The organism is Paenibacillus sp. DP01 (assembly GCF_044784315.1).
GTDB classification, from domain to species: domain Bacteria; phylum Bacillota; class Bacilli; order Paenibacillales; family Paenibacillaceae; genus Paenibacillus; species Paenibacillus polymyxa.
Map to the genome: position 1 here is coordinate 3,093,090 of NZ_CP173059.1, position 23,475 is coordinate 3,116,564.

Here is a 23,475-nt window from a genome sequence, read left to right on the forward strand (position 1 = left end):
AATATCACAATTTTGTAACCTTATCTGCATGAAAATGTTGGGAACCTTGAACATCATACTATATCCATTACAATTTTGTCATCAAAAATCGGTTTTTTGTTACGAAAATATGGAGATATGGTGACAAAAAGAGAAAAGCCCTCCGTGAAATATCATCACGAGAGGGCTTTGTCAATAATTCATAAAAGCATTTTCTTACAGCACTTTAGCCAGAAAATCACGGGTACGATCATGGCTTGGAGTTCCGAAAACTTGCTCCGGCGTACCTTGCTCTATAATTTGACCGTTGTCCATAAAGATGATTCGGTCTCCTACCTCACGAGCAAAGCCCATTTCATGCGTCACGATCACCATCGTCATGCCGCCTTCAGCAAGCTTCTTCATCACATCCAGAACCTCTCCAACCATTTCAGGGTCCAGGGCAGAGGTAGGTTCATCAAACAGCATTACGTGCGGCTGCATGGCGAGAGCACGTGCTATCGCTATACGTTGCTTTTGACCGCCAGATAACTGGTTCGGGTAGGTATTCTTCTTATCCTCAAGACCCACGGTCCGCAGGAGCTCCAACGCAATTTTCTCCGCTTCTTTCCCCGATTGCTTCTTCACCTGCGTTGGTGCAAGCGTCAGATTCTGCAGTATTGTTTTATGCGGAAACAGATTAAAATGTTGGAAAACCATCCCCATCTTCTCTCGAGTCGCATTAATATTATGACCACGGGCCGTAATCGGCTCACCCTCAAACAAGATTTCCCCTTCTGTTGGCTGTTCCAACAGATTCATACAACGCAAAAACGTACTTTTCCCCGAACCACTGGGGCCGATAATGACGACTACTTCACCTTTGGCGATATCTATATCAATGCCTTTTAAAATTTCATTCTTACCGAATGATTTACGCAGTTGTTTAACGGTGATCACTGGCTCTCAACTTCCTTTCCCATAAACCCAACAGCTTAGATAAGCTGAATGTCATTACAAAATAAATAGCAGCTGCGATTACGAATGGACTTAAGCCTTCGTAGGTAATATTCTTAATGACCTGGGCTTGATACATAATGTCCACCATCCCAATGGTCGAAATAATAGAAGATTCTTTAATGATCGTAATGAACTCATTACCAATAGCAGGCAATATAGATTTAAATGCTTGCGGTAAAATAACGTGACGCATCGCTTTGCCTCGTCCCATCCCGAGCGAGCGGGCAGCTTCCATCTGTCCACGGTCTACGGCCTGAATACCAGCACGGAAAATTTCAGCCAAATATGCCGAACTATTCAGAGACAACGTAATTATACCGGACTGGAGTGGCGTAAAATTAACACCTAACGTCAAAGCAACTCCGTAATGAATGATCATAAGCTGCACCAGCATAGGTGTGCCGCGCAGTATCTCTACATATGCGGTACCTAGCCACTCGATAATACGAATACCACTCATCCGTAGCAAGGATATGATCAGGCCAATAATGAATCCGAACAGTACTCCGAGCGCAGACAGCAATAGAGTGTAGCCGATACCCGTAGCGTAGAAACTGCGATATTTCAAAAATATATCTACAATGCTATTCGAAGAAACCTGTCTGTCAGCAGACAGTGCACTCGCTTCTGTAGAAAACTTCTCAATCGAACCGTCCGCTTTCAGGCGAGCCAACGTTTTATTTACTGAAGCAAGCAATTCCGCATTTCCTTTACGGATGCCTACAGCAGTTTCTGCTCCTTCATCTTCAGGTACTGCTTTGGCAAGTGTTACGGTACCGTCTAGCGTGTATCCTTTAGCAACGGTATCTTCGATTACAACCGCGTTGATACGCTTGGTCCGAAGCTGGAGTACCAGATCGGATATTTTATCCAATGAGGTTACCGAAGCATTAGGTACTTTTTGCGCAATTTCTTCCTGGATACTCCCCTTCTGCGCACCGAGCTTCTCTCCTTTTAGAGCAGCCATCGTTGAATATTTGTCTTTGTCCTCTGGACGAACCATAATGACTTGCTTGGAACGATAGTATACATCCGAAAAATCAATGCTCTTTCTGCGTTCATCTGTCGGTGTCATACCAGACAGGACCAAGTCTACGCGACCACTTTGCAGAGCAGGCAGCAAAGAGTCAAAACTCATGTCCTCTGGGACCATCTCTGCATCCAGATCCTTGGCGATTTCCTTGGCGATTTCAACATCAAACCCGACAATGGTATCCTGACCGTTAATAACTTTGTGAAACTCATACGGCGGGAAGTCAGCACTCATACCCACTACAAGTTTTTTCTGTGGCTTTCCTTCCGATCCGTATGCAGTGAGCATAGGAAGACCAGCCAACAGCAAGATAACCGCCGTCAAAACCAGGGCGGTAAAACGATATGCCTTTTTCAATCTTTTTTTCTCTCCTTAAATTCTTTATAATAAATAAGATTGTGTCATTATAAATGAATATGCATGATTATGCAATGAATGTTATAGTACAATTTTAGTATATCTATCGCAGTACCTACATTACAGCATATATAAAGGAGTTTTCAGCATGAATTTTAAACAGACCATTCAACACACCATTGAACAGCATACCGAGCGGTTTAAGGACATTTCGTTGTATATAGGCGCAAATCCTGAACTTGGAAACGAGGAATTCCTGGCCTCTGCCCGTCTAAAAGAAGAACTTGCCTTTCACGGTTTTGAAGTTCAGGCACCCATATTGGGTATAGAAACGGCCTTTATTGCTACTTACAAAGCAGTCAAGCCTGGACCAGTTGTTGCTTTTCTGGCAGAATATGACGCCCTGAAAGGTTTAGGGCACGCCTGTGGACACCATTTGATATGCATGATGAGTACAGGCGCTGCCGTCGGTCTCAAATCGATCATCGACGAGACTGGTGGAGAAGTACGTGTTTACGGCACACCTGCCGAAGAAACACGCGGTGCAAAAGTTCCGATGGCGGCGGCTGGATTGTTTGATGATTGCGACATAGTCATGATGACACATCCCTTCGATCGCTACGAAAAATCAGGAAAATCGCTGGCGATTGATGCTGTACAGTTCGAATTTTTTGGTCAATCCGCTCACGCTGCGGCCAGTCCGCACGAAGGGATTAATGCTTTGGACGCAGTGATTCAAACGTTTAATGGGATCAACGCATTTCGGCAACAGGTGAAAAGTACAGTACGTATCCATGGCATCATTAATCAGGGTGGGCAGGCTGCCAATATTATTCCTGATTACGCCTCAGCTCAATTTTACGTGAGAGCCGCGACACGCCAAGAATTGAACCCGCTTACCCGTCGTGTTATTCAAATTGCTGAAGGAGCTGCTTTACAAGCCGGGTGTCGCTTGGAAACCTCCAATTATGAGACTTCTTATGATGAAATGGTGACTAACGGTGTACTCTCCGACATCTTTACTGCAAATTTGGTGCAGGCTGGTATTGCGCAAGAAGATATTACGGAAGGCGAAGATCATGGCTCTATGGATATCGGAAATGTATCACTTCATTGCCCTGCGATCCATCCGTACATTCAAGTTATTGACGAGAAGCATGCCTTGCATACACCAGAATTCCGCGATTTGGCGATGCAGGACCGCGCAATGGAAGGAATGCTCTTGGCCGCGAGGACCTTGGCATGGACAGCTTGCGATGTAATCACAAGTTCTGATCTGCTGGCACAGATTAAAGAAGAATTCGCTCTACTGAATAGCAAAAGCTAAAATCGGAAATGCCGTCTTCTTGGAGAAAGGAGTGCCTTTATGAATAGTATGAGTAGCTTTTGGACGTTGTTTATTGTGGTTGACCTCATCATTTTTTGGTTTATATTCCGAGCAATACGCAGGAATCGTGGAAACAGAAGCACGCGCCGCCGGAATGCATTTTTCCTTAGTTCCCCGTTTCCTTCGTCACTCACGCAAGAGCGTCATCCAGAAATTACGGAGCTGAAGGAGCTGCTGGAGCGATCCATTCCAGCCTCCTATGCTCACAACGTAAAGCAACGTGTCATGGAAGCCCACCCTAATCTGACGGAACAAGAATATGACTGGCGCTGGCATGAGCTAAAACGATACTTCATGCTATGCGCGATTATGAATCGAGTGCCTATGTTCAGTAGTGATGTGGATGAACTATGGCACGAAATGTTAATGTTTACGCGCGAATACCAGCAGTTCTCGGAAGCTTTTTTTGGTCGTATGCTTCACCATGCTCCCCATTCGGGCGGCTCTCAGCCGATGCCAGAGGAGCGGGCGTGGTTTGACTGGTTGTATGTGGAATGCTTTGGCTGGAATCGCTATAGCGCCAGTTTGTGGGGAACTTTTTTTAAACATCCATTACCGAATGATGAGCTTTCACACTATTACAACCTGACAGCTTCAGCGCAGCCAGTAGGTGACCGATGGAATATAAGTGAAAATATAGGCATTTCAAAGCAGACACAACAAGCGGTTCATAAGATAGTCCAACACCTCCGTGAGCGGGTAAATAAAGCTGTAAATGATCCTGAGGGCAAGCAGCTCCCCAAGATCAACTATTTGCAGGTTGACTATTTGCTACTGGCTGTTGTGTGGTATTCATGGTATCGGCCTGATGAATTTGCCATACACATGCACCCAGACTCTACAAGCAGTGCCGCCCTAGCCAGCTCATCCGGCTGTAGCTCTGCAAGCGGCTGCTCAAACTGGGATACACACCACTCGCACCATCATTCCTCCCATGACAGTTCTCATGGTGGAGGCTCTTCTCACCACGATTCAGGCGATTCTGGGAGTCATTCCTCTTGTAGCAGCGGATCTTCGTGTGGAAGCAGTTGTGGTGGCGGGGGCGACTGACCGCAGCAAAAAAGGGAATTCCTCAGCCAGACACTGGCTAAAGGGATTCCCTTTTTTATTAGCACAAATATGGTATCCTACTCTGTTCCATCAATCTTTGCTAGCGAACGGTAAATATCCATATAAGCCTCGGCCGATACATCCCAACTGTACTCTCCTGCAAAGGCCGTCTGTGTAAGCTTGTTCCAATGCTCAGGTTGGCGATAGTAATCAACAGCACGACGAATGGTGTGCAGCATGTCATGTGCATTATAGTTCGTGAAACTAAAACCGTTACCTTCACCTGTGGATTCATTGTAAGCCTGTACAGTATCGTTCAGCCCTCCAGTTTCTCGCACTATAGGGATACTTCCATAACGAAGCGCCAGCAGTTGACTAATCCCACAAGGCTCAAACCTCGATGGCATAAGATACATGTCACTTGCCGCATATATTTTTCGTGACAGTGGCTCGCTAAAAGTAAGCTGCGCCGACATTTTCAGAGGATACCGTCCCGCTGCTTCCCGGAACCAGTGCTCAAAAGCCGGGTCCCCTGTTCCCAGCACGACAAACTGAATAGCGTCATAATACAAGATTTCGTCAAGCACTCTCGTAACCAGATCTAGTCCCTTCATATCCACAAGTCTAGTTACCATTGCTATCATAGGTACGTCCGGACGCACCGGCAGACCTAGCTCCTTTTGCAAGGCAATTTTATTTTCCTTTTTCTTTGCCAGACTTGTGCGGTACTTTGTATAAATACGGTTGTCTGTGGCAGGATTGTAGCTTTGGGTATCGATTCCATTCACAATCCCCGTTAAGCGTCCCTGCTCTCCTAATTTACGAAGTAAACCCTCCAGTCCGTATCCGTAAAATTCAGTTTGAATCTCCTCTGCATAGGTTGGACTCACGGTCGTGACATGATCGGAGTAAGTAAGCCCACCTTTCATAAAATTCAGTCTGCCATAATATTCCACACCTTCGGAAGTAAAATAGCTTCCATCCAAGTTAAGCAGCTCCGTTAAGACCTCATATGGAAAATCACCCTGATACAACAGATTATGTATCGTAAACACCGTGCGAATATCGTTGTAAAAGGGCAGATGTCGATAATCGGCATTCAGAAGCAGCGGAACCATTGCCGTATGCCAGTCATGACAATGCACAATATCCGGCCGAAAATTCAGTTCAGGCAGCACTTCCAAAATCGCCCGGTTAAAGAAGGAGAAGCGTTCGCCATCATCCATGTAACCGTAAATACCGTCACGACCGAAGTAATATTCATTATCTATAAAATAAACCCTGATCCCGTCCAACGTCAGCTCCTCTACTCCACAATACTGATCACGCCAGCCTACAGCTACATGCTTGACCGTTACCGGACGCAGAGACTTCTTATAGGTATCGGGAATGCCCGCATATTTAGGTAAGATGATTCGGACGTCGCATCCTGCCTGATGAAGTGCCTTTGGCAGTGCGCCAATAACATCAGCCAACCCGCCTGTTTTAATAAATGGATGTGCTTCTGCTGCCGCAAACAAAATGTTCATATGTGCTTCCTCCTTATGTGGTTAATCTACTTTTTTAGACCTACGTGGTGGTGTTTTCTTGAGTATAACGATGCTTAGGGGTGGAATCGTCACCTCCAAGCTGTGAAGCTGGCCGTGGTAAGGGATTTTGGAAGTACGTATCACCCCAGAGTTAAGCTGACCACTCCCCCCAAAGTCCTTATGATCGCTGTTCAGTAATTCCATATAGCTTCCTGCCTTTTGCAACCCAATTCGATAATTTTCTCTTGGCACAGGTTGAAAATTAATGAGGACAACCAGCGTATCTCCTGCTTTTTTGCCTTTACGTAAATACGTAATCACACTCTGTCCGCGGTCTTCAGCTTCAATCCATTGATAGCCGTCCCACGAATGGTCCAATTCCCATAACGCCTTCTCCTGAAGATATAAATGATTCAGTGCTTTCGAATATGCGTGCAGAGACCGATGACTGTCATAGTCCAGCAAAAACCAGTCAAGCTGATCCTCATCCTTCCACTCAATAAATTGACCAAATTCCCCTCCCATGAATAAAAGCTTTTTACCTGGTGAGGTCATTTGGTAGCCAAGAAGTGCCCGTAGTCCGGCAAATTTTTGTTCATAGGTACCCGGCATTTTATCAAGCAGCGACTTTTTACCATGCACAACCTCATCATGTGACAATGGCAGTGTAAAATTTTCGCTGTACGCATAGGCTATGGGGAATGTCAGCAAATTATGGCGATCGGGTCGTTGATCAAACTCTGATTCCATATAATCAAGTGTATCGTTCATCCAACCCATATTCCATTTGTAATTAAAACCGAGTCCTCCATCGCTTACTGGGGAGGTCACCATCGGCCAAGCGCTGGACTCCTCTGCCATCATGAGTGCGTATGGATAATAGCGGAATACCGTCTCATTCAGCTGTTGAAGGAAGGCGATAGCCTCCTCATTTTCAATCCCTCCCTTGGAATTGAGACAATATTGTCCATCCTGCTTTTCAAAATCAAGCCGTAACATGCTCGTCACTGCATCTACACGCAGACCATCAATATGGTACACATCCATCCAGAACAATGCATTGGAGATCAGAAAAGAACGTACTTCTGGCTTGCTATAATCAAATGTCAGGGTTCCCCAGCCGGGCTTTTCCGCAATTAGCGGGTCTGCGTATTCGAACAGCGGCGATCCGTCAAACCGTCTCAATCCATGAGCATCCTTGGCAAAATGAGCTGGAACCCAATCCATAATCACTCCAATTCCCGCCTGATGGCAACGATCCACCAAATACATAAAATCATGTGGTTCACCATAACGGCTTGTGAGTGCAAAATACCCGGTGAGTTGGTAGCCCCAGGAAAGGTCATACGGATGCTCACTCAGCGGCATCAGCTCAATATGTGTATACCCCATATCTGTTACATAAGGCACAAGAAGCTCAGCCATCTCCCTGTATGTATAAAACGTACCATCTGCTTTTTGCTTCCAAGTGCCTAGATGAAGCTCATATATATGTAGAGGTTTACCATATGGTGCTCTACGTTTACGGCGCCAAGCTGCATCGTTCCAAACATAACCATCCAATGAAGCTACCACTGACGCCGTAGCCGGTCTTACTTCAGCACGTACGGCGTAAGGATCTGCTTTCAGAAATCGTTCACCATTTGGACCTGTAATGTCGTATTTGTAAAATGTTCCTTGGGATATCCCCGGAAAAAAACGACTCCAAAAACCGGATTTGGGAACCCTATATAAGGAATCCTGTTCCCCATTCCAGTTGTTGCGATCTGTAGCAAGCCCGACATGGAGAGCATGAGGAGCCCAGACCGTAAAACGAACGCCCTGTTCTCCGTTCTCCACAGTAAGGTGGGAACCCAAAGATCGGTAGCTGTGATAAAGCGTTCCTTCATGAAACAAATAAATATCTTCCGATGATATCGTCTGTTGCGGAAGAGTTTGGTCTGTCATCACGTCACCACCCTTTTATGTTTTGTGAGTAAAAATGTATGAGTCGGTAATGCATTCGCTTTTGGGTCAAAGCTGACCTGAGTTATTACCCCATTCTAGCCACAATGAACAGAAAAATGACTAGGAAAAAAATAAACCTTAGTTTTTGGGGAATCTTATATACCTGATGGTTTCAAGAGTACCCCATACCGTTTATGTATGTACTACAACAGACAACTAAACCGGGAGGGAAACGAAATGTTTAATAAAGAATGCATTGCCATGCTGCTGGCAGGCGGAGAGGGGCGCCGTCTTGCTCCCCTTACTTCAACGATTGCAAAACCCGCCGTACCTTTTGGCGGTCATTACCGGATCATCGATTTTCCTCTCAGTAATTGCGTAAATTCAAACATTGATACTGTAGGTGTACTGACGCAATATGAGGCGGAATCCTTGCACGAACATATTGGGGATGGGACTCCATGGGGCCTTACAAAAACGGATGACAAAGGAATTACCCTGCTTCCATCTTATAATACAGGTAACGCTGAATACTTAGGAACGGCAGATGCTATTCATAAGAATATCGAATATATTGACAGCCAAAATCCAGAGCATGTGCTTATTTTATCCGGTGATCATATTTACTATATGAATTATCGCGAGATGCTGAACTACCATAAGGAAAAAGGAGCTGCGGCAACTATTTCTGTCATGGAGGTTCCTTGGGATGAAGCACACCGTTTTGGTGTTATGAGCGCCGATGAAGATCTGCGTGTCACTGAATTTGCAGAGAAGCCGGAGAAACCCGAAAGTAATTTGGCCTCTATGGGGATTTATCTTTTCAAATGGGATTACTTAAGAAATTACCTGTTGGAAGACGCACAGGATCCTCAATCCAGTCATGATTTTGGCAAAGATATCATACCTAAAATGCTGGCGGACCAAGAATCTCTATACGTTTATGAATTCCAGGGCTACTGGAAAGACGTAGGTACAGTTAAAAGCCTATGGGACTCCCACATGGATCTGCTCCATGAAAATTGCGCAATTGACCTTCAGCATCAAGACTGGCCGATGTATACACGTGAACGCCGCACAAGGCTGAGCGCGCAAAAGGTGCCTGGTCGTAAAATGCAGTCATTGGACAGCCTCCTGCATGATTCCTGCCAAGTAGAAGGCCAAATTGAGCGCTCTGTAGTGTTTAGTGGCGTCGAGGTGGGAAAAGGCTCATCCATCAAGGAAAGTATCGTTATGCCCGACACACGTATTGGGCGCAACGTGCATATTGAGCATGCCATTATCGGTGAAGGTGCTGTGATTCGTGATGGTGCTGTGATTAAAGGTAATCCGAGCGAAATTATGGTTATCGGACCCAATGAAACAGTATTTGGTAAAATGGCAGTACGGCCGCAAACTACACGTATGCTAAAAGAAGCCTATGAGCGTAACACACGCTTGCGTGCAGAAGGCTTTACTTCATAACTCTCCCTAAAATTTCAAACAGCCAGCCCTCCAATATAGTGAGGACTGGCTGTTTTTTATTACTTCTTACAACTGACTTTAAATTTGCCCTTCCGAGAGTTGTGGTGGTTCCACGGATGACTCTGCTTGCAGAGCAGGCAATGAAACCGTAATGGTGGTTCCAGCTCCCAATTCACTTCTGATGAGCATCTGACCGTGATGACGCTCAACAAACTGTTGCGAGATTGCCAATCCCAGACCCGTCCCCCCATTTTGGTGGTCTACCTGGAAAAAGCGATCCCTTACTCTGGCAAGATTTTCTTCACTAATCCCAATCCCCGTATCCTGTACCGATATCTCGATATTCCCCTTAATGCGTTGAAGAGACAAATAAATAATCGAGCTTTCATGCGAAAACTTGATAGCATTATCTACAATGTTCAAAAATACCTGCTTCAGACGGTTACCGTCTCCATGAACGAGATAAGCCGTTTCCTCGGAATCCAGTTGAAGCTTGATCTGCTTCATTTCCGCCTTTGCCCATACGTTCAGCATAATTTCCTGCAAAAGCTCTCGAAGATCAACTGTTCCCATCACGAGCTTCATGGCATTTTGCTCCAGTTTGGAAAAATCGAGAATTTCCTCCACTAAGCCAATCAGTCGATCCGTTTCCTTGGAAATAATCTGCATCCCAATTTTCGTCTCTTCCGGGTCATATCCGCCAGAATTTAACGTTTCACTCCAGCCCTTAATCGATGTAAGCGGAGTACGCAGCTCATGAGAAATAGAAGAAATAAAATCATCCTTGATTTGGTTGGTTCGGACAATCTCCTGTGCCATGTAGTTCAACGTCGATGCCAATTCACCCAGTTCATAGCGATAATCGCCTTTGATACGTGCATCAAATCGCCCCTGTGCCATCTGAGCAGATACATCGCGAATATTGTTAATCGGTCTGACAATGGAATTGGCAAGCCCTGTGCTTACTATAAATACAATAATCAGTACAGCTGCCATGATTCCCACCGAAAATAATGTAATGATGAATAATTTATCATTTACTAATTCCAACGAAGTCGTATACCGGATAATATACACCTGATCTCCGACGATATTGTCCAGTTTCTGAGATACCGCCATCACCTGCTGTCCCGTGCCGGGTTGCTTTCCAATCCATTTGCCCGTATCTCCAGCTAAGGCTTGTGTCACATCACTGGTTTGCACACTTAGATCCGCAGCAAAATTTGTCGAGTTATCAATTACATTTCCCTGTTCATCAAGCAATTGTAATTCAGTGAAGGGCAGAGAAAATGTATTCAACAAATACGATTGCAAAGACTGTTCTGGCTCTTTGAATTTGGATGCAAATTCACTTACCGATTCGATACGGCTTTCGATGTGTTTGTAAATGGAGTCGTAATAATACGACCGGAGTGCAAACATAAAAATGACTTCTACTAACAGAAGCGCCAAGAACACTACGAAAAAATAGTGAAGCACAATCTGTCGGCGAATCCCCTTTTTGATCATTGAGACTGACCTTTCCATTTATATCCATGTCCCCACACGGTTTGTAAGAAAGCCGGCTCGGATGGATTGTTTTCAATTTTCTGCCGCAGACGACGGATATTCACATCTACAATTTTCGGATCGCCCATATATTCCTTGCCCCATACGTGGTCAAGTAGTACATCTCGGCTAAGCGGCGTATTTTCTTTCTCCAGAAAAAACTGAATCAGCGAAAACTCTGTCGGTGTCAGTTCGATCAGCTGTCCGTTTTTCTTAAATTGCTTAGCTATCAAATCCAGCGTGAACGGACCGGACTGGAAAGACACCTTGGCTGCTGTTTCACGATGTACATTTACCCGACGCAATAACGATTGGATACGTGCAATCAGCTCTGTCGGGCTGAAAGGCTTGCTCACATGATCATCAGCCCCTACAGACAAGGCATACACCTTATCCTGTTCCTGTACCTTGGCTGTCAGAAAGATAATGCCAATACGCTCATTCGTTTCCCGAATTCTCCGACAAACCTCAAAACCATCCATCCCAGGCACCATCACGTCAAGCAGCGCGATATCAATATCCCGCACTGTGTTCAAAATATTCAGAGCCTCATGCCCATCTGCTGCCTCCAGGACCTCAAAACCGTTACGTTTCAAGTTAATAACGATAAAGCTACGGATCGATTCCTCGTCTTCCATGATTAAAACTTTACTCACTCTACTCTACCTGCCTTTCCCCCATCTTGTTTTTAATGGTTTTACGTGGTTCCAGCTCGCTGGATCGCTTAATACCAATTACCTGTGCATTCGTTCGCCACAGTTGGCTATAGCCTTCGTTGTTTCGCTCCCATTGTGATAACGAGAAAAATTTAATTTCCGCTATCGTTTTGTCTGTATCATCCAGAATAAACCGCAAATAGCTGTCTTTCCTGGAAACCTTCGGATCAATAGTCACCTTGCCATGCAGCTCTTTCGGCAGTCTGAAGTAGACCTGTTCATTAGAATCACGATACTGTTGCTGCTTGAAAATCGTCCCTTTGGCTCCATCCCACTGATAGAACGATACAAAATAAGGAACTTCATCCAGTGGCCTGTTGCTCCAGCCTTTAGGCTTCTCTAAATTTCCAAATTCAAGAATACCGTCACCATCCACATCACCACTAGCGATGGTAGCATCCTTGAAGGTAACATCCATAAGATTGAGCTTTCTGAGTTTGCCGTGATCCATCACGATAACATTGGAGACCGTAGTTGTCTCGGCAATCTTTGTATCAATAATGATCCCTTGCCTACCTTGGGCTACCTTACCAGCAACGACATTGTAGACACCTAGAGCCTGACTGTCCAAATCCAACGATCCAATTTCCTTAAAGGTCCCTCCACTGAATTGGAATGTTTTCACAGTGAAGAATTCATTACGACGGAGCAAGATAATCGTCAAGTCATTCAGATTATCCCCGTTCAAATCCATCTTCTTATGGTTAAAATCGTCTACAACGAAGTCCGTATAGCCCGTTGCATATATTTTTTCTAACGTTCCTCCAGTATAAGAGTATACGATGAGGCCCTTCTGGTCCCCGTTCTCATTACTGTCTCCGCTCGAAAAACCTGCTACAATATCAAGCGTACCGTCATTTGTTAGATCCACTAGTTTAAATGATTCCAACACTGTGCCTTCCCCATCAAATGTAAGCTTCTTTACCCACGTCCCGCCCTGATCTTCAAACAAGGCACCATGTATCTTTACACTCTCATCTGGTGTTTCATAAAAGAGCACTGCTTCGTCTATACCATCATTATTCAAATCTCCCGTCCGAATTGGCGTAGGATCATCTGGATCATTCGGCCTTAAAGGCTGTACCGCCCCTAATTGCGTATTCACTGCTCCATTCAGCTGTTGTTTCTCGTCAGACATCGTTGGTGTCTGCATCAGCGAAATCGGATCGCTAATCACATTACAGCCGCTTAAAAATCCAGCAAGAAGCAGCAAGGAACAGCAGCAAGCCACCATTTTCAACAGCATTTTTTTCACTTCTCTTGCCGTCCCCTTCACAATTTGTTCTTTTCTGCCTGTGTCAATCGTCTTCCCTGGATATCAAACACCAGTTTACCCTCATTCAGACCCCAGATTCGGGAAGCAAAACGTTCAGCCATTTCCAGTGGCAGTACAGTAATGATTGTTACTCGCTCGTCAGAACACAGCTTGCGAAAGGTTTCCAGTACATGCGCTGCTGAGGCAGGATCAAGTCCATTTACAGGCTCATCAGCTAAAATAACCTTAGCTCCGTGAACGAGAGCACGCGCTGTGGCTACCCGCTGCCGTTCGCCGCCGCTGAGCTTGTCACATTTATCATGCGCCTTATCCAGCAGACCCAGATCCTCCAGAACGTCCATCGCTCCCATATAATCGTCGGAACGCACCATACCAGTAACCATTCTCCACCAGGGGGTCTGACCCGATCTGCCAATGAGCACATTTTTAAGAGCGGTCCGATTCATATTAAGATGCGGATTTTGCTCCAGATATGCCCATTCCTGCTTTAATTTCATCTTGCCTGTCCACCCGGATTTCAGTACATCATTGCCTCCTACAATTAAACTGCCTTCTTCCCAAGATTCATGTAAAGCAAGACAGCGAAGAAGTGTCGTTTTACCGCTTCCGCTTGGCCCCACTATAGCAATGAATTCACCCTGATGAATTTCAGCATCAATCCCTCGAAGCAACGGGGTACGTTCAGGCCCCACGTGCTTGGTCAGCTTCCGAATTTTAATCATCTATGATTCCCCTTTGTCCGCCATCAATACATGTTTATATTTTATAGTAATTGTGAAACAAATACCATGCAAACCGCAGTTTTAAACCGCCGGTACTCTTTTTCGGGAAAACAGACCCAACAATCCGAAAACAATGTAACTACCTCCAAGAACTAGAAACATGCTGCCTTGAGTTCCAATGTCTAGCAACCCTCCGCTAATATTAGGTCCGACCACACTTCCCAGATTAAAATGAAAGGATGCCAGCACATTTGCAGCCGCCAAAAATGATTTGGGCAACAGGTCAGCTGCATAGGCCAAACCGAGTGAGAAAAAGGAGCCTACCAATCCACCTGCGATGGTCAGCAATACCAAAGTGAACATAAAATGATTACCACTCCAGGGTAGCAACATAAAGGTCAATCCTCCCGCTATACCTACGCTCATTAGCACTTTTTTACGTCCCCAACGGTCACTTAATATACCCAAAGGCAGTTGCAACACTAAGCCTCCCAAACTAACGAAAGGCAGCAAAGCAGCAATTTCATCGGTATGGAAGCCAATACGCAGGCCATAGACTGGAAAATTACTGTTCAGGCTCGCTTCCATATAACCGTATAGAAATGCAGGCAACAGAGCATACCATGCCCAGCTATAGCTGCGTCGGAATCTTTGTGCGGGACGCGCCTCAGTTTCCTGCTTCTCCGGTCTGGAGTCAGGTAGCTTGATTAACACTAACAGCAACACAAGCAAGCACAAAAAAGCCAACGCAGCAAATGGAACCAGCATTCCATAATCGAGTAGCCATAATCCCAATGGGCCTAATGCAAAACCCAGACCGTAAGACATACCATAAAAGGAAATGTTGCGGCCTCGATTCTCTGGTGGAGTTACTAGCAATATCCACAACTGCGCAGAATAGTGCAACGCACTGTCTCCAATACCTACGAGCAGACGCAGTACGAACCAAATCCGAATATCAGGAATTAGCGGGAACAGCAGCAGCGTAATGAGCACAAGCACAAGACCACCGGCCATCAGCTTTTTGAACCCCAGCCATCCCAAAGTCCGTTCAGCCACCAGTGTCATTGCAAATGAACCAATATACAGTGCAGCCGCGTTCATTCCGTTTAGCGAAGACGAAACACCCATTTGTTCCAAAGAAATCGACAAAATAGGTAATAGCAAACCCTGACATAATCCAGCAACAATAATAACTGCAATTAAAATAAAATAATGAACACGTAACGACGACGACATCCTAGCTCCTCCTGCCCGAACAATTAAATTATTAACATCATAAAATGAATGCTTAGAAATGATTTGCATTTGATACCATAATCAATAATAATTCTTATCACGATGTATACCATGACCATCTGAAAAATCGGTATATTACATATTAAGATGTTTTTAGCGTTAATTTTAGTGTATTAAAGAGAAAAAGAAAAAAATCGCCATCTGAGATGACGATTTTACGGATAGAGCTAGTCTGGTATGTATCCGACTCCATTTGGTGAAGAGCCTCGTATGTTCAATCCGACCAAGTTCACGTCACAACGCACTATTTCATATTATAGTGGACAATGCCCGGCAGAACAAGCCATAATAAATAAGTGGGCAATTTCAAAATGCTCATGTTTTGCTTATGGACGGGCTTTATTTACGTTCACCGCTCTGGGCTAGAAGACAGAATAGGAGGCATTTGGTTCCATGAGTTATCAAATTAAAATAGACACTTCTCCAATTTATGAATTGCTCGGCAGCTTTATGGCCTATGTAACTAAAAAGTGGGTCCAAGATATGGACTTGGGCCATGAATGGATCGACAAGGTGGATGCACGACTACAACAAGAAGTTCGTACTGAGCTTGCTACAGCTCAGGATTGCCCTTTTAGCGATTATGACGCACTCTATGCCTGGGCGTTGCTTCGACCGGAATCAGATGAAATATCCGACTATATTTCTTACTTGGATCACGGACCGGACAAGGATATGTTTGAGCTGCTTGTTCCGCATATTCCTTTTTTAACCTTTGAAGAATCTTTACGCATTCGTAAGGTATATGCACCACTCCTCAGATTGTGGGATCGTGATTATTTTCGGACCTTGGAAGGCGAACTGCGTGTGTTGGCAGAAGAAGACGCTGCGGAAAAGCGCATGCTGTTAAGTAAAATGGAACCGGAAGCACTTGTTGAATATGCAACAGCCGGGCTAGTCGTCCCACATATGGAAGATCTCGATACAGTGGTGCTGTTTCCGGTCGTCCATAATCGCCCAATTAATTCATATTGCTTTTATACTCGTACACTGCTGATCCAGTATCCGGTAGATATTCCCGAGGAGAGTGAGGAAGAACCGCCTACGCTTCTACTACGGCTTACTCGTGCTGTCAATGATCCGCAACGACTGCGCATTTTGCGTTATGTAGCTCAAGGTCCTAAGTCTCTTGAAGACATGCGTCATGATTTGAGACGATTGGAAGATACACTTATGTCTGATATGATGATTTTGCGTGTGGCTGGCTTGCTCCGCATCCACATTGGACGCTATCACAAGGAAAAATTCAGCATCCGTCCCGACGGTGCGGCTGATTTGCAGGTATTTTTGGAATCCTATATTGGATTGTAATTTGAATCGCAACTTTAGTTATAAACCGAACACCGTTAAAGCTTTGGCTTGGAAGGAGTATGCACCATGTCGTATCCGAAGCAGCACATTTTATTTGATCTTGATGACACTTTGGTCCACTGCAACAAGTATTTCGATCTTATTCTCAACCACTTTTTCGATTTGCTTCAGGAATGGTTTGCAGCTCATAACCTAACGAGAAATTCGATCCGTGAAAAACAAATCGAAATTGATGTGGCTGGAGTTCATCAGGTGGGTTTTGCCAGCGAGCATTTTCCACAATCCCTAATAGATACGTACCAGTTTTTCTCGAAACAATTTGGACGCCGTACGGATTCTCGGGAAGAGCAGGAGCTTCGCTCGCTTGGCCGAAGTGTGTACGAGCAGGAAATCGAACCGTATCCAGGTATGGCCGAAACGTTAAATTCACTCCAAAAAGCAGGGCATTCCCTTCATCTTTACACTGGGGGTGAGCAGGTCATTCAAGAAAGAAAGATTGAACAAATGAAGCTGGCTACTTACTTTGATGACCGTATCTACATTCGCCAGCATAAAAATGTAGATGCACTGGAAGAAATCATCCAAATGAATCGCTTGGACCGAAGCATCACCTGGATGATTGGGAATTCTTTACGCACCGACGTATCTCCAGCCCTTGCGGCAGGTATTCACGCTGTGTATCTTAAGCAGCCCAAAGAATGGATTTACAATATGGTTGAATTGCAAAAAAGCGTGAACTCTGTGATGTATACTATACAAAAGCTAACAGAAGTGCCACGGGTGATCCACGAAAGCATACAATTGCATCAACAAAAAAGGACCCTCGGATAGGGTCCTTTTTTGTTGATGCTCCTATCTCAGACATCCTCACGAACGCTAAGTTGTCCTGTTCCTGGCACATCCAGAACAATCCGCGCTTTGACGGTCGATCCATCTTTACGTTTAAAAGACAACAATTGCGTCTGCCCCTTGGCGAGCAGAGACTTGAGCATCGTTTCGGTAATCTGCTTGCCCGCATATTCCTTCCAAATGACAAAACCACAGCCCTGCTTAAAGTGGCTACACCCATATCCTTTGCGGCCTTCAATAATGCTTCCACCGCAATTGGAGCACGGGCAGCTGCCTAACGCCTGCCTTTGGCTTGCTGAAGTATCTGACTGTCCATCAGATGAGCTCCGCACTGCTTTTGTAGTCGAACTGCGACTTATTGGCGCCGATGCTTGCTTTAGCGCAGCACTTCCTGCACTGCTACCGCCTCCTGATGCTGTGCGGTCTCTTCCTTTGGCGGTGGTGGCACTTTCACTCGTACCTACGCCGCGGGCGTTCGTCTTTCCTCCCGAGCGATTACTCCTTGCCTCCTCGCCAAAGGCATTTGCGGGAGCAGGTGGCTGCTGCCTTACCTTATCAATGATGGACAACGTAAATCTTTTAACGTTATCCATAAACTTCTCCTGAGCTGCCTCACCCTTGGAAATTTGATGAAGACGGCGTTCCCATTGACCTGTCATCTCCGGTGAAGCTAATAGATCTACCCCGGCATGACGGATCAGGTCAATAGCCATCTTTCCCTTATCTGTAATCAGAATCTTTTTGCCCTTCATCTCAATGTAGCCGACTTTCTTTAATCGTTCAATTGTGGCGGCCCGTGTCGCAGGTGTACCTAATCCAGCATCCTTCATAACCTCGCGTAATTCCTCATTCTCCATCTGCTTTCCCGCGCTTTCCATCGCTTTAAGCAATGTGCCCTCCGTGTAGCTTTTAGGAGGCTGAGTCGCCTTTTCTTTCATCTCAGCGCGAACACAATCTACCGGACGCCCTGCATCAATTTCAAACTTCTTGTCCGTCCACTCGTCCGTTTCCTCTTCATCCTCTTTTTTGGATGTTTTGCTCTTTTTACCTTTATCCTGATCAGCCTTGCTCAAAACCACTTTCCATCCCAAGGACAGAAGCTCCTTAATATTAGTTTTAAACAGATGCTTGTCCACCTGCGTCATTACGGTATGCATTTTATATTCAGCCGGCGGAAAAAAATGCGACAGAAACCTACGAATAACCAGGTCATATACATTTTGTTCCTCCTTGCTTAGCGTTCCCGGCCTTTTTAACGTCGGCAAAATAGCATGGTGATCCTCAACACGAGACGGATTGCAGACCGATTTATTCTGTTTATGGACCAAATTAGGGTTTGCTTGTTGTACCAGATCAGCATAAGGGCCTGTCCCCAGCATCCGTAATGCCTTATGCATGCCGTCTATATTCTGCTCTGTCACATAATTAGAGTTGGTCCGCGGATAGGAAATGACCTTGTGACGCTCATAAAGCGCTTGTGCCACATCCAGCGTTTTTTTAGCCGAATAACCGTACTTGGCATTCGCCTCGCGTTGAAGCAGCGTCAAATCGTATAATTTAAAAGGATACTCCTTTGTCTGCTTCGTATCATATTTGGTAATTTCACCCTCTTTTCCGCGTACCGCCGCAGCGATCCCCTCAGCTTCTTCCGGATTCGTCAGCCGATCACCCTGCCATGCCCCTTTGTACTTAATCTGATCTTGCTTGAACTCAGCCCATACGTCATAGAAGGTTTGAGACTGAAATGCTTCAATTTCCTTTTCTCGATCATGAATTAGTGCCAACACGGGAGTCTGCACCCGTCCTACCGACAGCAAGGTGTTATGTCGTGTTGTGAACGCTCTGGAGGCGTTCATGCCAATCAGCCAGTCCGCTTCACTTCGTGCCCGCGCAGCTTGAGTCAGGAATTCAAACTCCGAGGCATCTCGCAATCGTTCAAAGCCAGTCGCAATACTTTCCGCCGTCAAGTCCGAGATCCACAATCGCTTAACCGGCTGTCGTAGATTTAACTGCTGCTGAATTAACGCAAAAATATATTGCCCCTCCCGTCCAGCATCACAAGCATTCACGATGGCATTGCAGCGTTTGGCCAGCTCACCAATCATTTTTAGCTGATCTTTTGTTTTCGGATTAGGTACGATTTTGAATTGTTCAGGGATAATCGGAAGATCTTGAATATTCCATCGTTTGTACTTAGCATCGTAAGCATCCGGCTCAGCCAGACCCAACAAATGACCGATCGCCCAGGTTACAATGTATTTCTCCCCTTCCAAATAGGTACGGTTATTTTTAGCACGCGGCTCCATAACAGCGGCAATTGTCCGCCCCATATCTGGTTTCTCAGCAATAATCAACGTCTTCATTCATTCCATTCCTTCCTGACGGCCTTCTGTTTCTCCTCCATGAATCATAGATATACATGGAACGCAAATGAAAACACAGGTTCCCGGCCTCATGCAAAAGGAGCCTTCTCCCGGCGAAAGCTCCTTTGTAAATTCATTTAGTCTAGCGCTTCAACAATGTACGTCTATTATACCATAGATATCATGATTCTCTCAGGTCATGATTTTATGTAACCTTGGAAAAGATCATGTCATCTTCCTTTTAAAGCAATATAAATATAGAAAACCCAAAATAAAACTGCACTATTAGCAAACTTGTGTAATATTAATGTTAATTTATATTACACAATTTAAGTTTTTATCTAATTATTTTGTAAAATAAATGTATTTTTCTTTGAAAAGGCTACACACACCGTCCTTATTTATGTTATGATCACTATAGATAACAAATACATGATTAAAAAGTTAATTTAAAGTTAATTTAGAGTTATTTTATATAACATTTAATTTACAACGATTTGTATACCTCACTAGAAAATTGGTTTCAACAACTACTAGTGATAAAGTTTTAAACACAAATAAAGCCCCATCCTAAGATGGAGCCTTTACTTGATTCGTAACGGTAACATAAAAATTTATAATTATACCAAAACAGTAGCACCCATGAGGTATTTATCAACTTCACGTGCTGCTTCTCGGCCTTCATTAATAGCCCACACGACAAGACTCTGCCCGCGGCGCATGTCACCTGCAGCAAAAACCTTATCCACATTCGTCACATATTCCCCATAACGTGCCTTAACATTGGAACGGCGGTCTGTTTCCAAACCTATTTCCTTCGCAATCGTTTGCTCAGGCCCATCAAATCCAATTGCAATCAGCGCAATTTGTGCCGGAAATACGCGTTCCGTACCTGGAATCGGTTGATAGATTTTACGTCCTGTTTCATCGACAATACGTTGAATTTGAATGGTGTGCAGTTCTTTCAGATTGCCATTCTCATCACCCACAAATTTGGTTGTCATGATAGAGAACTCACGCGGGTCTTCTCCGAACAACGCTTTCGCTTCTTCCTGTGCATAATCGAGAGAGTACACATTCGGAAACTGCGGCCAAGGATTCGCAATCGGATCACGTTCCAGCGGAGCTTTGGTGTGTGTGCCAAATTGAGTGACACTCCGGCAACCATGCCGCAAAGAAGTAGCTACACAGTCCGAACCTGTATCACCACCACCGATAACAATAACGTCCTTACCTTTGGAGGACAAATAGTTGCCATCTTCGAGGTTGGAATCCAGATAACTCTTGATGGTGCCATTCAAATAATCCATAGCATAATGAACACCATTCAAATCGCTGCCTTCAATATTGAATTCTCTCGGCTTTGTAGATCCACCGCATAGCACAACTGCATCATAGTCGGCAACCAACTGCTCAGTAGGGATATCCTTGCCAATTTCCGTATTCGTGATGAATTGGATACCTTCAGCCTCCAGCAAATCTACACGGCGCTGTACAACCTTCTTATCCAGCTTCATGGATGGAATTCCGTACATCAGCAACCCACCTACACGATCTGCACGCTCATACACAGTCACGCTGTGCCCTGCCTTGTTAAGCTGTGCCGCCGCAGCCAATCCCGCAGGACCCGAGCCAACAATAGCCACTCGTTTGCCTGTACGTTTTTCCGGCGGGTTAGGAACGACCCAACCTTCCTCAAAGCCTTTTTCGATAATCGCTTCCTCAATTGTCTTAATGGTAACAGACTCCCCAATAAGGCCAACTGTACATGAACCTTCACATGGCGCAGGACAGACACGACCCGTAAATTCTGGAAAGTTATTCGTTTTGTGCAGCCGATCTAACGCTTCCTTCCACAAACCACGATATACGAGATTGTTCCATTCCGGAATAAGATTATGAACTGGGCAGCCTAAAGTTGCTCCCATGAGATCCATCCCCGTATGACAATAAGGAGTTCCGCAGTCCATACAACGCGCCCCTTGGGTACGCAGCTCTTCTTCAGACATATGCTTATGGAATTCTTCCCAATCCTTTATACGCTCTGCCGGGTCCCGGTCTGTAGGAAGCTGTCGTGTGTATTCCATAAATCCAGTTGGTGTAGACATGTTACGTTCCCCCATCTCTTCGCTTATGAACCCCGATCATCCATTCAGAATTCTAATCAAATTCGAACTTGTCTGTTTGTGTTATGAAAGGGTCTGTTCTCATTGAATTTGATTTATTGTATCACAATACAGCGTAAAAGTAATGAAAACTTATGCAACTTTCTGCATCTACAGCCAAAAGGATTTTTTATATGGTTTATTAATTTTTCAAATGAGCTAGGTTGAATTCCTGTATGTTATTCTGTTCTCTCGTAAACAACAAAACGGTAGTCATACAAGTTTTTGTCGTCCTTGATACCCGGCGTCTCACTGACTATAGTCCAGCCGCTCCAATCCAGCTCAGGAAACGTCGTATCGCCTTCAAAAGTCCCCTCAATTCGAGTCACAATCAGTCGATCCGCATGTGGCCAAAACAGTGAATAAATCTCCGCTCCGCCAATGACCATTAGCTCTTCTTGCTGTGCAAGTTGGAGCCCCTCCTCCAGTGTATGGATCACTTCTGCACCTTCCGCCTGATAGCTCTCATCTCGAGTCAAAACGACGTTGCGGCGGTTTGGTAGGCTTCTCCCGCCAAAGGATTCCCACGTCTTGCGTCCCATGAGTACTGTTTTATTAATCGTCTGCTCTTTGAAGAAGGCCATATCTCTGGGAAGGCGCCAAGGAAGACTGTTATCCCGACCAATCACACCATTTTGTGCCATAGCCCATATCATCGAAATGCTCATCTTTCCACCTCCTCTAATCAGATGGCGACAGGCGCCTTAATCCCTGGATGATGCTCGTAATTCTCAAAAACAAAATCCTCGTAAGTGTAATCAAAAATGGATTCAGGCTTGCGCAGAATTTTCAACTGTGGCAAGGGATAAGGATCACGCTCCAACTGCGTATGCACTTGTTGTATATGGTTTGAATAAATATGCACATCGCCACCTGACCAAATAAACTCTCCAGGCTCCAAACCACACTGCTGTGCAACCATATGCGTCAGCAATGCATAACTAGCGATGTTGAACGGCAGTCCAAGGAAGGTATCCACTGAACGCATCGTCAGCATACAGGATAGCTTTCCCCCAGCTACGTAGAACTGGAATACAAAATGACATGGCGGCAATTTCATCGATTCAATTTCAGCCACGTTCCAAGCACTGACAATATGTCGACGTGAATCCGGATTGTTTTTGATAGCTTCAATGACATTCGCAATTTGATCAATATGTTGTCCGTCCGTTGTTTCCCATGCGCGCCATTGCGATCCATATACAGGTCCCAGATTCCCCTGTTCATCTGCCCATTCATCCCAAATGCTAACTCCGTTCTCCTTGAGATAAGCAATATTGGTATCACCTCGCAAAAACCATAACAGCTCATGTATAACCGATTTCAAATGTACTCTTTTAGTGGTCACTAACGGGAAGCCCTTGGCCAGATCAAAACGAAGTTGCCTTCCGAAAACAGATAATGTTCCCGTCCCTGTCCGATCCTCTTTTTTTACCCCGTTCTCTAAAATATCCTCCAGCAATTCCAAGTAGTTGCGCACG

Annotated in this window: 18 protein-coding genes; 5 read left to right on the forward strand and 13 right to left on the reverse strand. The window is 45.0% G+C overall.

Translation table 11 applies throughout. The features are described 5' to 3' along the window. Positions 1-195: 195 nt before the first annotated feature. On the reverse strand, positions 196-918 hold the full coding sequence (locus ACH59B_RS13520) for an amino acid ABC transporter ATP-binding protein (protein WP_013371435.1): 723 nt from the start codon (positions 916-918) through the stop codon (positions 196-198). Further along, a complete protein-coding gene (locus tag ACH59B_RS13525; RefSeq protein WP_017427733.1) occupies positions 905-2,368 on the reverse strand; it encodes an ABC transporter substrate-binding protein/permease in 1,464 nt (487 codons plus the stop codon). Before ACH59B_RS13525 ends, ACH59B_RS13520 begins: the two co-directional genes overlap by 14 nt. A 148-nt stretch (positions 2,369-2,516) precedes the next feature. Between ACH59B_RS13525 and ACH59B_RS13530 the strand changes: the two genes are divergently transcribed. Beyond that, entirely contained in the window at positions 2,517-3,695 is a 1,179-nt protein-coding gene (locus tag ACH59B_RS13530) for a M20 family metallopeptidase (RefSeq protein ID WP_404301808.1), read from the forward strand. Between the two features lie 39 nt (positions 3,696-3,734). Beyond that, complete coding sequence (locus tag ACH59B_RS13535; protein ID WP_404301810.1) at positions 3,735-4,805, forward strand: hypothetical protein; 1,071 nt, start codon at positions 3,735-3,737, stop codon at positions 4,803-4,805. A 77-nt stretch (positions 4,806-4,882) separates the two neighbouring features. Here ACH59B_RS13535 and glgA read toward each other — a convergent pair whose 3' ends face one another. Both glgA and glgB read right to left on the reverse strand, forming a co-directional pair. Then, the gene (gene glgA / locus ACH59B_RS13540; RefSeq protein ID WP_123797274.1) at positions 4,883-6,334 is read right to left on the reverse strand and encodes a glycogen synthase GlgA; all 1,452 of its coding nucleotides are present in this window, start codon (positions 6,332-6,334) and stop codon (positions 4,883-4,885) included. Positions 6,335-6,355: 21 nt separating this feature from the next. After that, entirely contained in the window at positions 6,356-8,281 is a 1,926-nt protein-coding gene (gene glgB / locus ACH59B_RS13545; RefSeq protein ID WP_404301812.1) for a 1,4-alpha-glucan branching protein GlgB, read from the reverse strand. Positions 8,282-8,518: 237 nt separating this feature from the next. Here glgB and ACH59B_RS13550 point away from each other — a divergent pair, with 237 nt between their 5' ends. After that, entirely contained in the window at positions 8,519-9,745 is a 1,227-nt protein-coding gene (locus tag ACH59B_RS13550; RefSeq protein WP_016820717.1) for a glucose-1-phosphate adenylyltransferase, read from the forward strand. Between the two features lie 78 nt (positions 9,746-9,823). Here ACH59B_RS13550 and ACH59B_RS13555 read toward each other — a convergent pair whose 3' ends face one another. The 5 genes from ACH59B_RS13555 to ACH59B_RS13575 all read right to left on the reverse strand — a co-directional run bounded on the left by ACH59B_RS13555 (position 9,824) and on the right by ACH59B_RS13575 (position 15,246). Continuing rightward, complete coding sequence (locus ACH59B_RS13555; protein WP_016820716.1) at positions 9,824-11,254, reverse strand: cell wall metabolism sensor histidine kinase WalK; 1,431 nt, start codon at positions 11,252-11,254, stop codon at positions 9,824-9,826. Continuing rightward, positions 11,251-11,949, reverse strand: coding sequence for a response regulator transcription factor (locus tag ACH59B_RS13560; protein ID WP_016820715.1), 699 nt, complete (start codon positions 11,947-11,949; stop codon positions 11,251-11,253). Before ACH59B_RS13560 ends, ACH59B_RS13555 begins: the two co-directional genes overlap by 4 nt. 1 nt (position 11,950) lies before the next feature. Continuing rightward, positions 11,951-13,285 carry a hypothetical protein gene (locus ACH59B_RS13565; RefSeq protein WP_016820714.1) on the reverse strand — a complete coding sequence of 445 codons (1,335 nt, stop codon included), beginning with the start codon at positions 13,283-13,285 and terminating at the stop codon, positions 11,951-11,953. Beyond that, entirely contained in the window at positions 13,282-14,007 is a 726-nt protein-coding gene (locus ACH59B_RS13570) for a phosphonate ABC transporter ATP-binding protein (RefSeq protein ID WP_404301815.1), read from the reverse strand. The genes ACH59B_RS13565 and ACH59B_RS13570 overlap by 4 nt, the downstream gene beginning before the upstream one ends. An 81-nt stretch (positions 14,008-14,088) precedes the next feature. Continuing rightward, positions 14,089-15,246, reverse strand: a complete 1,158-nt coding sequence (locus tag ACH59B_RS13575; RefSeq protein ID WP_031461574.1) for an MFS transporter — start codon at positions 15,244-15,246, stop codon at positions 14,089-14,091. Between the two features lie 453 nt (positions 15,247-15,699). Here ACH59B_RS13575 and ACH59B_RS13580 point away from each other — a divergent pair, with 453 nt between their 5' ends. Together ACH59B_RS13580 and ACH59B_RS13585 are read left to right on the forward strand one after the other, a co-directional pair. Further along, entirely contained in the window at positions 15,700-16,617 is a 918-nt protein-coding gene (locus ACH59B_RS13580; RefSeq protein WP_045244504.1) for a hypothetical protein, read from the forward strand. Between the two features lie 66 nt (positions 16,618-16,683). Next, on the forward strand, positions 16,684-17,448 hold the full coding sequence (locus ACH59B_RS13585; protein ID WP_045244503.1) for an HAD family hydrolase: 765 nt from the start codon (positions 16,684-16,686) through the stop codon (positions 17,446-17,448). A gap of 26 nt (positions 17,449-17,474) precedes the next feature. Here ACH59B_RS13585 and ACH59B_RS13590 read toward each other — a convergent pair whose 3' ends face one another. The 4 genes from ACH59B_RS13590 to thyA form a co-directional block, all read right to left on the reverse strand. Next, positions 17,475-19,829: a type IA DNA topoisomerase gene (locus ACH59B_RS13590; RefSeq protein ID WP_045244502.1), complete on the reverse strand. Its 2,355-nt coding sequence runs from the start codon at positions 19,827-19,829 to the stop codon at positions 17,475-17,477. A gap of 620 nt (positions 19,830-20,449) precedes the next feature. After that, positions 20,450-21,937, reverse strand: coding sequence for a glutamate synthase subunit beta (locus tag ACH59B_RS13595; RefSeq protein ID WP_045244501.1), 1,488 nt, complete (start codon positions 21,935-21,937; stop codon positions 20,450-20,452). A 236-nt stretch (positions 21,938-22,173) separates the two neighbouring features. Beyond that, positions 22,174-22,662 carry a dihydrofolate reductase gene (locus ACH59B_RS13600; RefSeq protein ID WP_045244500.1) on the reverse strand — a complete coding sequence of 163 codons (489 nt, stop codon included), beginning with the start codon at positions 22,660-22,662 and terminating at the stop codon, positions 22,174-22,176. A 17-nt stretch (positions 22,663-22,679) separates the two neighbouring features. Then, a complete protein-coding gene (thyA, locus tag ACH59B_RS13605) occupies positions 22,680-23,474 on the reverse strand; it encodes a thymidylate synthase (RefSeq protein ID WP_016820707.1) in 795 nt (264 codons plus the stop codon). Position 23,475: the final 1 nt, after the last annotated feature.